This window comes from Bombilactobacillus mellifer, assembly GCF_000970795.1.
GTDB classification, from domain to species: Bacteria; Bacillota; Bacilli; order Lactobacillales; family Lactobacillaceae; genus Bombilactobacillus; species Bombilactobacillus mellifer.
In genome coordinates this window covers 372,690-386,624 of record NZ_KQ034028.1, presented here as the reverse complement: position 1 = coordinate 386,624, position 13,935 = coordinate 372,690, and the positions used below count along the sequence as shown (strand labels likewise).

Sequence of the window (13,935 nt, the reverse complement as noted above, 5' to 3'; positions counted from 1 at the left end):
CTCACCTTGCCCATTTAAATTGTGTCATCATGATCTGCAAACAATTTTGAACCACTTGTGCGGGGGCTTGAGTGGCATCTACGCGTTTAATACGTTGCGGATTATCCTGCAGCAGCTGCATATAAGCTTGCTGGACTCGCTTATGGAATGCTAATTGTTCTTGCTCTAATCGATCTAAGCCCGTAGTGCGTTGGTGTTGAATGCGACTTAAACCTACTTCGGCCGGAACATCAAGATACAATGTCAGCTGTGGCAATAACTGCTCGGTGGCAAACATGTTGAGCTGCCAGACGGCCTGCGTGCCAATTTGGCGGCCTGCGCCTTGATAAGCCACAGAGCTATCAATATAGCGGTCGCTTAAAACAATTTTATTGGCAGCAAGCGCCGGCAAAATCACATCTACTAAATGTTGTCGCCGGGCAGCCGCATACAATAAGGCTTCTGTTCGCTGATCCATTGCAGAATTATTAACATCTAAAATGACCTGTCGAATTTGCTCGGCAATTTGACTGCCCCCAGGTTCACGGGTTAATACCACTTCTTGTTGACTGACCTGTTCCATCAACGGAACCAAACTTTGTGCCGCGGTGCTTTTACCGGCACCGTCAGGTCCTTCTAAAGAAATAAAAATACCTGTCACCAGCATCCCAACCTTTTCGATCTAATTTCCAGTTCTTATGTTCTGTTCTATCATAACATGTTGATAAAATCTCTGGATAAAAAACCGTAAGTCAGTAGATAAATTACACCACATTGAAAACAACCATTACCTCAGCACCAGCGAACAATCAATCTATCTATTTAATTGCGCGTGCTTGTAATTTTTGACTTAAAGTGAGAGTCACTTGCGCGGAACTAAAGGCTAACAGCCAGGTTAAGCCATACAATAAAACTACACCACCGAGCAGCTGCCGGGTTACCAGTAATTGGCCGCCTAGATTCCACAAAAGCTGGAGCCAAAACACATGGGCTAAATAAGCTCGATATGCCAGCTGAGCACCCCAGTGAACTTTCTTAGTGGCTTGAGGGTGATTGCGAATATGCTTACTAGCATAATAACTAATGAAACTAATGACGGTTAAATCATAGATCGTCGTGGACCATTTATAATAAGTGGCCCGGGCTAACACAATGGGTAAACCTAATTGAAAAAATTCCCAATTAATCCAAATTAGGGTCCCCACAAATAAAATAAAAAAATAATTACCCACACGTTGCAGTTGACGCTCCCACCATTCAGGAAAAATACCAGCCAACATTCCCCCGATGCCGTATAAGCCAAAACTAAGACCTAGGCGATCACACCAATACCAGTCACTAGCATGCGGTCCGTGTAAAATTTGCGCGTCATAAAAAAATAACCATCCACCAGCTGCAACCACAGCACTGCCGGCCAACAGCCAACCGCGGCCCGGTTGTCGGTGACACCAATGTACCAGCAGCGAAAACAAGGGCATCAGGATGATAAACTGAAACATCATTGTGTTATACCACAAATGCGGTGCCGCATTACCATTTAAAAACTGTTCCAGAAACGTTACGCTATTATGGTAGGGTCGTTTTTGCTGCAAATTAGGAAAAAACAGCAGGTAAATAAGCGTCCAGATACATGTCGGCCGGCCTAAATTTTGCCAAGCTGTGCGAAAATATTGTTGCCAATTGGGCGGCCCCGCAGTATCTAAAGTGGTGTGAGTCGTAGTATATAAAATCCCAAAAATAAACGCGGGAGCAGTAAACTTAGTCAAATTATAAACTATGGCAATGCCACGTTGCTCAGCAACCGTAGGCTGAGTATGACAGGCAAACTGCAATACTGTTTGCAAAATGACCGCCGTGCAGGCACTAAATTTTAAATAATCACCTATATCTGCAGGCTGCAGAAAATGTTTTGCTTTCTTAAAAAACTCCATTAATTTCTCATCATTTTCTATTAAAAAAGCCAAAGTGCTTTACTTTAGCTTATAATTGTTGCCGCCCTTCCACGGCTCGTTTTAAAGTCATTTGATCGGCATATTCAATATCCGCTCCTACTGCCAGTCCGTGTGCTAAGCGTGTGACTTTAATACCGGCAGGTTTGATTAATTTAGCCAAATACATCGCGGTGGCCTCTCCTTCCGGTGTGGCATTAGTAGCAACGATAACTTCTTGCACTTGCTTACTTTTCTTGAGTCGTTCTACCAAAAGTTTGATCTTCAATTCATCAGGACCAACGCCTTTGACTGGTGACAAGACGCCGCCTAAAACATGATACAGCCCCTGATAGCTGTGCATATTTTCTAATGCCATAATATCTTTAGGTTGTTCGACTACCAGAATTTGTGACTGATCCCGATGCGGATCCGTACAAATTAGACAAGGATCAATGTCTGTAATATTGCCGCAAATAGAACAATAAGTTAATTGGGTCTTCACTGCTTGCAAGCTTTGGGCAAATTCTTGCACATCCGCATCATCCATATCGATAGTAAAAAAAGCTAACCGGGTCGCTGTTTTGGCACCAATGCCGGGTAATTTCATATATGAATCAATTAATTGCGTGATCGCTTGAGGATACTGCATATTTTATACTTTCACTTCCTAAAATTCTGCTTCTTTTCCATGATAAATGGAAGCTTCTCTGTTAGCGCGTCCTATCTGCTACCAGCTTGTCCATATCCAGCTGGCTTGCCGGCTAACAGTCGTGTTCGGGAGAAAATTTTAATCGGCTTTAACTTCGACTGCCTCTTTACCGAATAATTTTTGCGCTTGTGTCACCAGATCGTTGGCTGTTGAATCGTTAGTAGAAGCATTATTCGCAGACGTTGGTGCTTTGGTCAAGTCATGATGTTTTAAAAAATCTTGCCGCAGTTGTGGCCAGTCTTCGGCCGCCACAAGTACGACATCGGCTTGATTAGCTAAGAGTTTATCCAAGTTGACTTTTAACATTGTCAACATTTCCTGATTACTCATGACCCGTTCAAACCAAACCGCATAATCAAAAGCCACCACAATCCCATCAGCACTAGCCGCAACCGGTTTGGACACTTTCATAATTGCACGTTGAGTAACACTTAACATATTCATTAAATCAGGCCATACTTCTTGGACTGCTTGTAACGCCGGACGGGTAGCCGTTTGCAAAATATGATTGATCTTCGTTCGATCCACTTGAACTTTAGCATGGGGTTTCTTAGCTGAAGCAGTTTGAGCTGAATTAGTCGGTGCACTAGCCGCAGTTGTTGTCTTTGGTGGTGCTGTTTGTAAGGTTTTGACCATTTGCTTCAATTGCTCCACTTCTGTTTGTAAGTGCTGCACTTTTGAGGCCATGGACTGTGTTGTTGTCTTCGCTTGTGTTTGGAGTACTTCAATTAATTTGACCGTCAACACTTCCAAGTAGAGTAACGGTTGATCCGCTGTTTTTAATTGCTGTTGCGTTTGGGAAGTAACATCAATGAGCCGATATAATTGTTCATTAGAGAAGGCGGATTGGAGATTTAAAATCTTGGGCGATATTAAGGTCTGAGCAAAATCATCCAAGAGCTGCGGGTCGGTTTTCACTAATAATAAATCCCGACAAACTTCAATAATGGCCTCACCAAAACGCTTGGCTGAGCGGCCGCTCGCCATAATCTGATGTAAGGCTTCTAAAGCCACCGCCGTTTGCTGTTCACTCACCGCTTGAAAATATGACTCCAATTGTTGCTTATCTAATGTCCCAGTTACTTGTAATGCATTCTCCACTGTCAAATTATCAGGTGGTAAAGCCAATGCCTGATCCAAAATGCTAAGCGCATCTCGCATCCCACCCTCTGCTGCTTGCGCAATAATGCGCAGCGCCTGGGCGTCATAGGTTATCTGTTTTTGATTTAAAATGTCTTCTAAGTGCTGAAAAATAGTCACAGCCGTGATTCTGCGAAAATCAAAGCGCTGTGTCCGTGAAATAATAGTCGCCGGAATTTTTTGCGGCTCGGTGGTTGCTAAAATAAAAATTACTTTGGCTGGGGGCTCCTCCAAAGTTTTTAATAAGGCATTAAAGGCCCCTGTCGACAACATGTGTACTTCATCAATAATATAAATTTTATATTCCGCCTGTGTGGGAGCATATTTAACTTTTTCGCGAATATCGCGAATTTGTTCCACACCATTATTGGAAGCAGCGTCAATTTCCAAAACATCGCTGAGACTGCCATCATTAATAGCTTGACAAATTGGACATTGATTACACGGTTCACCTGCCTGTGGATTTTGACAATTGACTGCTTTGGCTAAAATTTTGGAACAAGAAGTTTTACCGGTACCACGCGGTCCCGTAAATAAATACGCATGACTGACTTGCTTCGTAGCCACTGCATTACGTAGCGTCTGCGTAATGGCCGTTTGCCCAATCACTTCACTGAATTTTTGCGGACGCCATACACGATATAAAGCTTGATAAGCCATAGCATCGCTCCTTTTGATCTAAGATTGTGAGATTTTTCCCGACACATACATAAGGATACATTTAATTTTTATTATAACGGTTTTGCTTCCTAAAATGAGCTTTAGGTTGCAAGTACTTTTTATCGAAATCAAAATAATAAAAAACCCCTAGCTAATTAGCTAAGAGTCTCAATTGTCATATAAAAGGCACATGACAGAACATACTTAGTGCTGCTTTCTTCCGAACCTGACACGATTCGTAAGTCCACCATTGCCTCTGGTCTAACGACCATGGTTAATTGTAACCGATCTATCATTTTTTAGCAACTATTTAGCGCTGCTGATGGCGGATTCTTTGGAAAAAATCGCGTAATAATTTACTGCAGGCTGGTGCTAAAATACCCCCTTGATAATCTGGGCGGCTATTGTAAGGTAAGGCAAATAAATTAACTAACGACTCCACTGATCCGGCTTTGGGATCGGCTGCGCCATAAATCACATTTGTAATCCGACTGTTAATAATGGCGCCGGCACACATGGCACAAGGTTCCAAGGTTACAAATAAAGAATGATGTTCCAAGCGCCAGCTGCCCAATTGTTGACAAGCGGCTTGAATAGCTAAGATTTCCGCATGGGCTAAGGGGTTTTGCTGATGTTCACGCTCGTTAGCCCCGCGTGCCAGGATCTGTCCCGTCAAATTATCTACAATGATGGCTCCGATTGGTACTTCCTGTTGGGCCGCCGCTTGTTGGGCCGTTACGAGAGCCTGGTTCATATAAAAGTTTAATTGCTCAGTGGTATATAAATCTTTAGTTTTCGGTCTTAACACTTTTAATTATATAGTATCCTTTATCTCGTTTCATAATTTGCGCATTGCCAAAAGTATGCTGCATAATTTTTTGATAAGAAGGTGCGCCTTGTTTTTTCTGAACTACTAACCAGAATTGGCCTTGGAGTTGTAAATGATCCTTGGCTTGTGTAATCATCGTAGTAACGACCACTTTGCCGGCACGTAAAGGCGGATTTGTATAAATGGCGGCATAATCGGTAATGGTCACTTGTTGATAGCTATCAGAGGCAAACACCCGAATATTCGTGAGTTGATTTTGCCGAGCATTTTGGCGGGCTAACTCCAAAGCCCGTTGGTTAATATCTACTAAATCCACTGGCCGTTGCGGTTGTTCACTGGCAACCGTTAAGCCAATAGGCCCATAGCCACAACCTAAATCTAAAATGGGACCCTCAGGCAATTGGTCAAAATCCAGAGTTTGTAATAAAACTCGTGTGCCATAATCAATGGTCCCTTTGGCAAAAACGCCACTATCAGTGAGAAAATGGAATACCTGACCCCGTAAAGTAAAATCAAAAGTGTGTTGATCATGTTGTGCTGTTGGGTGTGCTGTAAAATATTGCTCTGCCAAGTTATTGCCTCACTTTAACTATTAATTATTGGATCACGACTTTCGTGCGATAGGGAATATTCTGATAAAACCATTTAGCATCCGCAACGGTGAGATGAATACAGCCGTAGGAGGTTCCTTTGCGTCCCAATTGCTGAGCAATCGACTCTAAATAATGCCCTTGCAGATCCGTCGGGGTGGAATGAAATAGATACTCCCCATGATTTAACCAGGATACCCAGTAATACGCACCTTCTTTTTCGCGGGGACTATAAAAGAAAGTTCCGCGTTCATGTTGAATGTAGTAAGTTCCCCGCGGAGTTTGCATAGCCGGCCGATTAGCCCCCGTAGAAGCGTACATCTCATATAATAAATGCTGCTGGTTCATTAAATAGACCCGTTGTTTAGCTAAAGAAACTTTGATCCACAGTTGCGGATATTTCTTGAGATCAGGATAAGGAGTCACTTGCGAAGATAAACGCCAATTCATGGGCTGCCGCATGAAACGAGAGTCACGGATTCGACGAGAATTGGGCGCAGTTGTGACAGAGCGATGCTTGACAGCCGCCTGATGGGTTGGCTGCTGTGCCTGCTGGGCTAGTTGTTCCGACTTCAGGAGCACTTGAAAAGAACTGTAATCAGCTATGACAGGAATAATGGCTAAAGTTAACATAACTAAATTGATTAAAAGGAATGCTGCTAGTGATTTTTGTTCTTTCATGGGTATTTACCTAACCCCTAAAATATTACTTACAGCGCTAATTATCCAGGAACATCGCCCATAAGCAAGAAAACATCTCTGATCGAACTATTATTATAATGATAACAAAAAAAAGGGTAATCACGAACTGATTACCCTTAAATCTTAACGATAAATTGCAATTATTTCAATGTAACTGTTGCGCCAACTTCTTCCAATTTGGCTTTCATATCGTCAGCATCAGCTTGAGCTACGCCTTCTTTAACAACAGAAGGTGCTTTATCAACTAAGTCTTTGGAGTCTTTCAAGCCTAAGCCGGTAATTTCCCGAACTGCTTTAATAACTTTAACTTTTTCTTGACCAACTTCTGTCAATTCAACATCAAATTCGTCTTTAGTTTCAGCTTCACCACCGGCTGCAGCACCAGCTACAGCAACTGGAGCAGCAGCTGAAACATCAAATTCTTCTTCAATTGCCTTTACTAAATCGTTTAAATCGGAAATGCTTGCTTCTTTGAGCGAATCAATAATTTTATCTTTATCAAAAGCCATTTTTATTCCTCCAATGGTTTATTTTAACAATTACGCAGCGTCAGAATCATTTTGTTTATCAATAATCGCTTGTACTGCATAAGCCACTTTACGTACAGGGTCTTTCAACATCGAAGCTAAGGTTGCTAATAATTCATCATGACTTGGCATATGTGCATATTCATTGATTTTATCTAAAGTTTGCACTTTGCCTTCAATCATACCACCCTTAATTTCTAAAACTGTAGCACTTTCCGCAAATTTAGAAATTGTCTTGGCTGCAATAATTGGATCTTCGTATGAGAAAGCCACCGCCGTCGGACCAGCAAAAGTATCGTTTAATTCTGCAAATCCGGCTTTTTGAGCAGCACGGCTCAAAATCGAATTTTTAACCACTTTGAATTCTACGTCGGCTTCATGTAACTGACGCCGTAACTCCGTGGCCTGATCTACATTCAAGCCTAGATAATCGACTACAATCACTGATTCGGCACGTTGCATCTTATCCGCCATTTCGTCAACCAAATCTTGCTTGGCCTTCAAAACTGCTTCTTTCATCCCATTTCACCTCCATTATTATTCCACCTAAATTAAAAGGCACTGCGTCACCGACGCAATGCCTGATTTATCAGCATCTAGCCTCGGCAGGATATTAAGGACAAGGCCACCTGAGTCTTAGGTAGGTTTTACTTGTAATAAAGTACCATTAATTAAAGAACTAGTCAAAGGAAACTTTCACGCCCGGACCAAAAGTTGAAGTTAAGTTGACTGTCTTTACAAATTGGCCCTTAACAGTAGCCGGACGAGCTTTTAAGACCATACTATTGAAAGCTGCAAAGTTTTCGAGTAATTTATCGGTTTCAAAGGATAATTTACCCAATGGTGCGTGAATTAAGCCTTGCGCATCGGCCCGATAAGCTACTTGACCGGCTTTGATATTTTCCACAGCCTTTTGCACATCCATTGTTACGGTGCCTGTCTTCGGATTCGGCATTAATCCTTTAGGACCTAAAATCCGCCCTAAACGTCCTACTTTGGCCATCATTTTTGGTGTGGCTACTGCCACATCAAAATCCAACCAACCGTCAGAAACGCGATCAACTAAATCATCTGCGCCCACAAAGTCTGCACCGGCAGCTTCAGCTTGTTTAGCCTGATCACCGTCTGCAAACACAACTACGCGCTGAGTTTTACCGGTACCATTTGGTAAAACCATGGCACCCCGAATTTGTTGATCGGCTTGTTTAGTATCTAAATTTAAGTTATACGCTACTTCAATGGTTGCGTCGAAGTTTGCATAATCAATCTTTTTTAATAGTTCAATTGCTTCTTTTGGTTCATATAATTTATGAGCATCTACTTGTTTAGCAGCTGCTAAATATTTTTTTCCATGTTTAGCCACGTCGTTTGTTCCTCCTTGCGATTGTGGTCCAATGGGGTATTGCCCCTCCCACTTTAACAAGCCCGTGCTTGTTCGTCACTTTGAGTTGAAAACTGCTGTTATTCTTCGACACTAAGACCGATACTGCGAGCAGTACCTGCTACCATTTTCATAGCAGCATCAACATCATTAGCATTTAAATCTTTTAATTTTGTCTCGGCAATTTCACGTACTTGATCTTGCGTTACTTTACCGACCTTTTCATCGCGAGGATTACCGGAACCCTTCTTAATTCCGGCCGCTTGCATCAATAAAATGGCTGCAGGCGGAGTCTTCGTTACAAAATCAAATGAACGATCTTCATAGACGGTGATCACCACAGGGATAATCATGCCTTTTTGATCAGCCGTACGCGCATTAAAGTCTTTGGTAAAATCTACAATATTAATTCCAGCAGGTCCTAAGATAGTCCCGACTGGAGGTGCTGGAGTTGCTGCTCCAGCTGGAATTTGCAATTTAAGCACATTGGCAACTTTTTTAGCCACGGTACATACCTCCTTAAGTCCGTGATGTGGTTAAGATGGGAAGCTAATTTTCCCTCCCACAAGTATGTCAGATGACATACTTAAACAATATAGCACAATTTAACGCACTCTTCAACTAAGCTTTTTGTAAATTATGATAATCTAGTTCCGTTTCTGTTAAGCGGCCAAACATATCGACTTCCACTTTGACTTTGCCATGTTCTTGGTCCAGATGTGTCACTTTTCCTTCCAGTCCTGCAAACGCGCCGTCCATAATTTTAACTGTTTCGCCTTTTTCAAAATCTAATTCATAATTGGGCTTAGCCTGCTGCATTCCATTTAAAATATGCTCTACTTCTTCCGGCAATAATGGTGCGGGTTTACTCCCGGCACCATGGCTGCCGACAAATCCGGTCACTCCCGGTGTATTCCGGACAACAAACCAGGACTCATCGGACATGACCATTTCAACTAAGACATAACCCGGAAAAGTTTTCTTCATTTCTGTTTTAGTTTTACCATTTTTGATTTCGGTTTCCTCTTCTTCGGGAACCACCGCTTGAAAAATATAATCTTCCATGCCCATCGATTTTGCACGCGATTCTAAATTATCTTTGACACTATTTTCATATCCTGAATAAGTATGTAACACATACCACATTTTTTGTTTTGGATCGGCCATTGTTTTTCTCCTTATTCTTTCCAAATAAAAAAACCTCGTTTCCACGAAGTTTCCCATCACAAATAAATTGTAACAAAATTTTATTTAATACACAATCCAATCAATTAACGGTGAGTCACAAAAGTTGTAAATAATTTTTGGAAAATCCAATCACAGGCTCCCAAAAAGATAGCAAAAAAGATCGATGTTAGAACTACCGTTGTTGTATCATGACGGTTTTCTTTTAAAGTGGGCCATTCCACTAACTTCATTTCTGCGATAACTTCTCTTAAAAATTTCATGATCATAATCTCTTTCTCAGCGGGTTTCTTGATGGATCGTATGACGTCGGCAATGCGGGCAGTATTTTTTGATTGTCATCCGCTCTGTATGCTCAGTGTTTCTGATGGGATGATAGTTGTGTGCCCCGCAAATACTACATTGTAAAGTGATTTTTTTAGCTTTCATAAAATAGTCCACCTGCTTGCTACTATAACCGACTCACAAAAAGGTGTCAATCGTTTAACCACATAATAAAAGTCTGAGTTTACCATGCGAACGGCCAATGGCTCGTTGCAGTTGGGCCGTGGAATAAATTGAACGCTGGGCAGCCTGCTCCAGCGAACATTGGCCTAATACAATGCGCAAACTCTGTAATTCCACAGGAGATAATTGTTGCACGTAACGTTTGGTTTCGACAATTTCTTCAATATATAAAGGTGACATAGCAGGACGTAGCCAGCCTTCCAAATCCGGATCTAAATCTAATAAATGTTCAAAGGACAAGGCCGCCACATTCGAACGACGTTTAAAGGCTAATTGTTGGCGAATTAAATTGGCAATTCGATTTTGTAAACGTAACTTATAAAAACTGCCAAATTTCGAACCGCGGGCCGCATTAAAAATTAAACATGTTTCATAACAGACCAAAAGCGCTTCTTGATACCAATCATCACGATCAAATAGCTGCAAGTGATAAATTTGGCGCAAGTTTTCGACAAGGGGACGATATTTATTGAATAAGCACTCTAAACACCACGAGCACTTATCTTGTTTCACTTGGTCAATCCACCGTAATTCCTGCTCAATTAAACCTTTATTTGCCATGTTGCTCCTTTCGGATCAACAAACACTATCTTCATGATAACAAAAAGCTTTTCCAACGATAAGCGAACAAATGTTTAATTACAAGCGATTTCATTATGGCTTTTTTGACAATTCATCACGCAAGCGCGCTAATTCTTCCAACTGATCATCCCGCCACGGGGTGGTCCGCTGAATACTACGATCGTGATGTTCTTTGCTTTCCAGATTTAATTCCCGCTTCATTTCCTGGATCCGCCGATATAACTCATAAGAAGGGATCCGAATTGCGCCGCGGGAAAAAATTGTCCATTGGACGGCCTGATCGGACGTGACGACGGTCACTTGATTGGTAATCGTATTTAATTTTTCACTTAAATTTTGAATATACGTGTCCGCCGTCATATCTTCCGGTGTAAAAATCACATCTAAGTCCCACTTATTAAAATGTTCTTTGATTCCCGGCACATACATTGCATCAAAGACTACAATAATCTGCCCTTCAAAAAATTTCCGATAATTAGCTAAAATTGCCAATAATTGATCACGGGCATCTTCTAAATGGTCCTGACTTTTTAATTTTTTTAATTGCGGCCACGTCCCAATGACATTGTAACCGTCAACGATCAAAATCTGTTTTTTCATGTTAATTAACTTTCCGACTGGTGAAAGCTTGATAGAGCAAAATTCCAGCCGCTACACTAGCATTCAAACTCTGCACATGTCCGATCATCGGGATAGTCAGCATTTGATCTACCTGCTGTTTGACTAAAGTTGAAAGTCCTTTGCCTTCATTACCAATGACTAAGGCAATGGGTCCTTGGGCATTCCAGTGGCGATAATCGGTTCCAGTCATATCCGTTCCAAAAATCCAAATGCCCGCCGCCTTTAATTGTTGAATCGTCTGAACTAAATTGGTCACGCGCACAATAGGTAAATGTTCTATGGCTCCCGTAGCGGTTTTAGCTACTAAGCCCGTGACACCGCTCGCCCGACGTTTGGGAATAATAACTCCATTAACCCCGACGGCATCCGCAGTGCGTAAAATAGAGCCAAAATTGCGCGGATCATTTAAATTATCTAAAATTAAAAAAAACGGCTCTTGTTGATTAGCATGTAACTGCTCAAGCAAAGTGTCTAATTCCACATACGCAAACGGACTGACCGTGACCACCACTCCTTGATGATTACCGTGGTCACTTAGGTCGTCTAGTTTATTTTTGGGAACTGCTTGGACCACTAAATGTAAGGCCTGCGCCCGCTGATTAATCCGGGTCAAAGATCCACTGTGCAAATTTTTTTGCAGATAAACTTTATTTACCTTTTGCAGGGCTTGATCACTCTTTAATAACTCCTGCACCGCATGAATCCCAAAAACCACCTCAGGCAATTCCTTATTGGAAATGGTATGCATTACAACGACCTGCCTCTACTTGATTTAAACACCACGTGGCCAACTCATGCAGCCGGGAACTTTGACCACTAATTTGTAAATAGCCAAAAACTGCTTCAAACCCTGTGGAAATATTATAAGTTTGGATCGACGTATTTTTCGCATGGGTATAACTTTTGGCATTCCGGCCCCGCCGAAAAATATCCCATTCATCCGCCGTAAGGTAATCATCTGCCCGCATTAAAGCGACTAAGGCCGCTTGCGATTTGGCTGAGACAAAATAAGTAGCCCGGCGCTGTAAGCTATTAACTTTGGTTAAACCTTGTTGTAACAGATGCTGTCGAACATAGGCTTCCCAAACTGCATCTCCTAAATAAGCTAAAGTCGTTCCGTTTAATTGTTGATAATCGATCATTCTTTGTGCCACCGCGTTCCTTGTGGCGTATCCTCTAAAATAATTCCCATTTGCCGTAATTGTTGCCGTAAGCGATCACTTTGGGCAAAATTTTTATTAGCTCGCGCTGCTTCCCGTTGTTGGATTAATTCTTCCACTTGGGCATTAACCTCATAGTCAAATTTTAAAGTTATCCCAAAAATCGCCAATAATTGGGCATAACGATCCAACAAATGGCGGGCATTGTCAAAATTAATCTGCGCTTGTTGACTATACCGATTAATCAAGCGCATTAATTCATAGACATCGCTCAACCCATTTTGCACATTAAAATCATCGTCCATATGAGCAGTAAATTGCTGAGTTAACTGGGTTAATTGTTGCTCGATACCCTCATCAAAAGCCGTAGTCTGCGAATCCTGCAAGCGGAAATTCAAATTTTTCGCGGCCGTTTGTAAATGCTGGAGGTTCGTTTGTGCATCATCCAGACTGGCATCACTGTATTGCAAAGGATGGCGATACTGCGTGGCAGCCAGTAACAACCGTAAAACTTGGGGATCTACTTGCTGTAATAATTCATGAACCGTTATGAAATTCCCCAGGGATTTGCTCATTTTTTCGTTATCAGAGCCAATCGTCACGAAGCCATTATGCAACCAATACCGGGCAAATTTTTGACCCGTATGCACTTCGCTTTGTGCAATTTCATTTTCATGATGCGGGAAAATTAAATCTTCGCCCCCGGCATGAATATCAATAGTAGGCCCTAAATATTTGATAGCCATCACGGAACATTCAATATGCCAGCCCGGACGTCCTAATCCCCAAGGTGAATCCCATGAAATTTCGTTAGAAGCCGCATGTTTCCATAAAGCAAAATCAATGGGATCTTCTTTTTTGACAGTATCAGCCGCATTAATCCGCTGACTAGCTCCTTGTTCTAAATCATCCACGGCTTGTTTTGACAACTGTCCATAGTTGGCAAATTTACGGGCCCGAAAATAGACATCACCTGCACTGGCATAAGCATAGCCTTTGGCTATTAAATCTTCAATAAAAGTAATAATCTCCGGCATATTTTCCGTCGCCCGCGGATTTAAAGTCGCCGGCTGCACATTGAGGGCTTGAATATCTTGATAATAAGCCCGCAAGTACTTTTCGACGATTTGTTCACAAGTGAGCTGCTGTTCTTGGGCTGCTTTAATAATTTTATCGTCCACATCGGTAAAATTGGAAACATAATTCACCTCAAAGCCCCGGTATTCCAAATACCGTCGAATGGTATCAAACGCTACTACACTGCGGGCATTGCCGATATGAATATAATTATAGACCGTGGGGCCACAAACATACATGGTGACCTTAGGTGCCTCTAAGGGCCGAAATTCTTCTTTCTGATGGGTTAAAGTATTAAATACACGTAAAACCATTGGACCACCTCTTTTGTAAAAAAGCACAGCTGTTGACAATC

At 41.9% G+C, this 13,935-nt stretch carries 19 protein-coding genes, 1 other RNA gene and 1 other annotated feature; all 20 genes read right to left on the bottom strand.

Annotation, left to right across the window (positions count from 1 at the left end; translation table 11 throughout):
• Position 1 precedes the first annotated feature (1 nt).
• A complete protein-coding gene (gene tmk / locus JG30_RS01850) occupies positions 2 to 640 on the bottom strand; it encodes a dTMP kinase (protein ID WP_046317135.1) in 639 nt (212 codons plus the stop codon).
• Positions 641 to 797: 157 nt separating this feature from the next.
• Positions 798 to 1,910: an acyltransferase family protein gene (locus JG30_RS01845; RefSeq protein WP_046315716.1), complete on the bottom strand. Its 1,113-nt coding sequence runs from the start codon at positions 1,908 to 1,910 to the stop codon at positions 798 to 800.
• 49 nt (positions 1,911 to 1,959) lie between these two features.
• Positions 1,960 to 2,559 carry a recombination mediator RecR gene (recR, locus tag JG30_RS01840; protein ID WP_046315715.1) on the bottom strand — a complete coding sequence of 200 codons (600 nt, stop codon included), beginning with the start codon at positions 2,557 to 2,559 and terminating at the stop codon, positions 1,960 to 1,962.
• A 138-nt stretch (positions 2,560 to 2,697) separates the two neighbouring features.
• Positions 2,698 to 4,419 (bottom strand): DNA polymerase III subunit gamma/tau, encoded by a 1,722-nt coding sequence (gene dnaX / locus JG30_RS01835; RefSeq protein ID WP_046315714.1) that lies wholly within the window; start codon positions 4,417 to 4,419, stop codon positions 2,698 to 2,700.
• Between the two features lie 175 nt (positions 4,420 to 4,594).
• Positions 4,595 to 4,681, bottom strand: an RNA gene (ffs, locus tag JG30_RS08775) — signal recognition particle sRNA small type.
• Positions 4,682 to 4,729: 48 nt separating this feature from the next.
• Positions 4,730 to 5,227 (bottom strand): nucleoside deaminase, encoded by a 498-nt coding sequence (locus tag JG30_RS01830; protein ID WP_282433253.1) that lies wholly within the window; start codon positions 5,225 to 5,227, stop codon positions 4,730 to 4,732.
• The gene (locus tag JG30_RS01825; protein WP_046315713.1) at positions 5,208 to 5,819 is read right to left on the bottom strand and encodes a class I SAM-dependent methyltransferase; all 612 of its coding nucleotides are present in this window, start codon (positions 5,817 to 5,819) and stop codon (positions 5,208 to 5,210) included. Before JG30_RS01825 ends, JG30_RS01830 begins: the two co-directional genes overlap by 20 nt.
• A gap of 25 nt (positions 5,820 to 5,844) precedes the next feature.
• Positions 5,845 to 6,519, bottom strand: a complete 675-nt coding sequence (locus JG30_RS01820) for a L,D-transpeptidase (RefSeq protein WP_052725160.1) — start codon at positions 6,517 to 6,519, stop codon at positions 5,845 to 5,847.
• Positions 6,520 to 6,680: 161 nt separating this feature from the next.
• Complete coding sequence (rplL, locus tag JG30_RS01815) at positions 6,681 to 7,049, bottom strand: 50S ribosomal protein L7/L12 (RefSeq protein ID WP_046315712.1); 369 nt, start codon at positions 7,047 to 7,049, stop codon at positions 6,681 to 6,683.
• A gap of 30 nt (positions 7,050 to 7,079) precedes the next feature.
• A complete protein-coding gene (gene rplJ / locus JG30_RS01810; protein WP_046315710.1) occupies positions 7,080 to 7,586 on the bottom strand; it encodes a 50S ribosomal protein L10 in 507 nt (168 codons plus the stop codon).
• 24 nt (positions 7,587 to 7,610) lie between these two features.
• Positions 7,611 to 7,726, bottom strand: a sequence feature (ribosomal protein L10 leader region).
• A 20-nt stretch (positions 7,727 to 7,746) separates the two neighbouring features.
• Positions 7,747 to 8,430: a 50S ribosomal protein L1 gene (rplA, locus tag JG30_RS01805; RefSeq protein WP_046315708.1), complete on the bottom strand. Its 684-nt coding sequence runs from the start codon at positions 8,428 to 8,430 to the stop codon at positions 7,747 to 7,749.
• 98 nt (positions 8,431 to 8,528) lie between these two features.
• Positions 8,529 to 8,954 (bottom strand): 50S ribosomal protein L11, encoded by a 426-nt coding sequence (gene rplK, locus JG30_RS01800; protein WP_046315706.1) that lies wholly within the window; start codon positions 8,952 to 8,954, stop codon positions 8,529 to 8,531.
• A gap of 115 nt (positions 8,955 to 9,069) precedes the next feature.
• Entirely contained in the window at positions 9,070 to 9,615 is a 546-nt protein-coding gene (gene nusG / locus JG30_RS01795; protein ID WP_046315704.1) for a transcription termination/antitermination protein NusG, read from the bottom strand.
• 104 nt (positions 9,616 to 9,719) lie between these two features.
• Positions 9,720 to 9,896 (bottom strand): preprotein translocase subunit SecE, encoded by a 177-nt coding sequence (gene secE / locus JG30_RS01790; RefSeq protein ID WP_376856531.1) that lies wholly within the window; start codon positions 9,894 to 9,896, stop codon positions 9,720 to 9,722.
• Positions 9,897 to 9,912: 16 nt separating this feature from the next.
• Positions 9,913 to 10,062, bottom strand: a complete 150-nt coding sequence (rpmG, locus tag JG30_RS08860; RefSeq protein ID WP_084616631.1) for a 50S ribosomal protein L33 — start codon at positions 10,060 to 10,062, stop codon at positions 9,913 to 9,915.
• Positions 10,063 to 10,116: 54 nt separating this feature from the next.
• Positions 10,117 to 10,701, bottom strand: coding sequence for a sigma-70 RNA polymerase sigma factor region 4 domain-containing protein (locus JG30_RS01785; RefSeq protein WP_046315703.1), 585 nt, complete (start codon positions 10,699 to 10,701; stop codon positions 10,117 to 10,119).
• Positions 10,702 to 10,794: 93 nt separating this feature from the next.
• On the bottom strand, positions 10,795 to 11,322 hold the full coding sequence (locus JG30_RS01780) for an NYN domain-containing protein (protein WP_046315701.1): 528 nt from the start codon (positions 11,320 to 11,322) through the stop codon (positions 10,795 to 10,797).
• Between the two features lies 1 nt (position 11,323).
• Positions 11,324 to 12,091, bottom strand: a complete 768-nt coding sequence (rlmB, locus tag JG30_RS01775) for a 23S rRNA (guanosine(2251)-2'-O)-methyltransferase RlmB (RefSeq protein WP_046315699.1) — start codon at positions 12,089 to 12,091, stop codon at positions 11,324 to 11,326.
• Complete coding sequence (locus JG30_RS01770; RefSeq protein ID WP_046315698.1) at positions 12,072 to 12,485, bottom strand: Mini-ribonuclease 3; 414 nt, start codon at positions 12,483 to 12,485, stop codon at positions 12,072 to 12,074. The genes rlmB and JG30_RS01770 overlap by 20 nt, the downstream gene beginning before the upstream one ends.
• Positions 12,482 to 13,894, bottom strand: coding sequence for a cysteine--tRNA ligase (gene cysS / locus JG30_RS01765; RefSeq protein WP_046315695.1), 1,413 nt, complete (start codon positions 13,892 to 13,894; stop codon positions 12,482 to 12,484). The genes JG30_RS01770 and cysS overlap by 4 nt, the downstream gene beginning before the upstream one ends.
• Positions 13,895 to 13,935: the final 41 nt, after the last annotated feature.

What these genes read in the sequence shown, in the direction of transcription:
- JG30_RS01845 (WP_046315716.1), bottom strand. Translation starts at nt 1,910, where the DNA reads ATGGAGTTTTTTAAGAAAGCAAAACATTTTCTGCAGCCTGCAGATATA.
- recR (WP_046315715.1), bottom strand. Translation starts at nt 2,559, where the DNA reads ATGCAGTATCCTCAAGCGATCACGCAATTAATTGATTCATATATGAAA.
- dnaX (WP_046315714.1), bottom strand. Translation starts at nt 4,419, where the DNA reads ATGGCTTATCAAGCTTTATATCGTGTATGGCGTCCGCAAAAATTCAGT.
- JG30_RS01820 (WP_052725160.1), bottom strand. Translation starts at nt 6,519, where the DNA reads ATGAAAGAACAAAAATCACTAGCAGCATTCCTTTTAATCAATTTAGTT.
- rplL (WP_046315712.1), bottom strand. Translation starts at nt 7,049, where the DNA reads ATGGCTTTTGATAAAGATAAAATTATTGATTCGCTCAAAGAAGCAAGC.
- rplJ (WP_046315710.1), bottom strand. Translation starts at nt 7,586, where the DNA reads ATGAAAGAAGCAGTTTTGAAGGCCAAGCAAGATTTGGTTGACGAAATG.
- nusG (WP_046315704.1), bottom strand. Translation starts at nt 9,615, where the DNA reads ATGGCCGATCCAAAACAAAAAATGTGGTATGTGTTACATACTTATTCA.
- secE (WP_376856531.1), bottom strand. Translation starts at nt 9,896, where the DNA reads ATGAAATTTTTAAGAGAAGTTATCGCAGAAATGAAGTTAGTGGAATGG.
- rpmG (WP_084616631.1), bottom strand. Translation starts at nt 10,062, where the DNA reads ATGAAAGCTAAAAAAATCACTTTACAATGTAGTATTTGCGGGGCACAC.
- JG30_RS01785 (WP_046315703.1), bottom strand. Translation starts at nt 10,701, where the DNA reads ATGGCAAATAAAGGTTTAATTGAGCAGGAATTACGGTGGATTGACCAA.
- JG30_RS01780 (WP_046315701.1), bottom strand. Translation starts at nt 11,322, where the DNA reads ATGAAAAAACAGATTTTGATCGTTGACGGTTACAATGTCATTGGGACG.
- rlmB (WP_046315699.1), bottom strand. Translation starts at nt 12,091, where the DNA reads ATGCATACCATTTCCAATAAGGAATTGCCTGAGGTGGTTTTTGGGATT.
- JG30_RS01770 (WP_046315698.1), bottom strand. Translation starts at nt 12,485, where the DNA reads ATGATCGATTATCAACAATTAAACGGAACGACTTTAGCTTATTTAGGA.
- cysS (WP_046315695.1), bottom strand. Translation starts at nt 13,894, where the DNA reads ATGGTTTTACGTGTATTTAATACTTTAACCCATCAGAAAGAAGAATTT.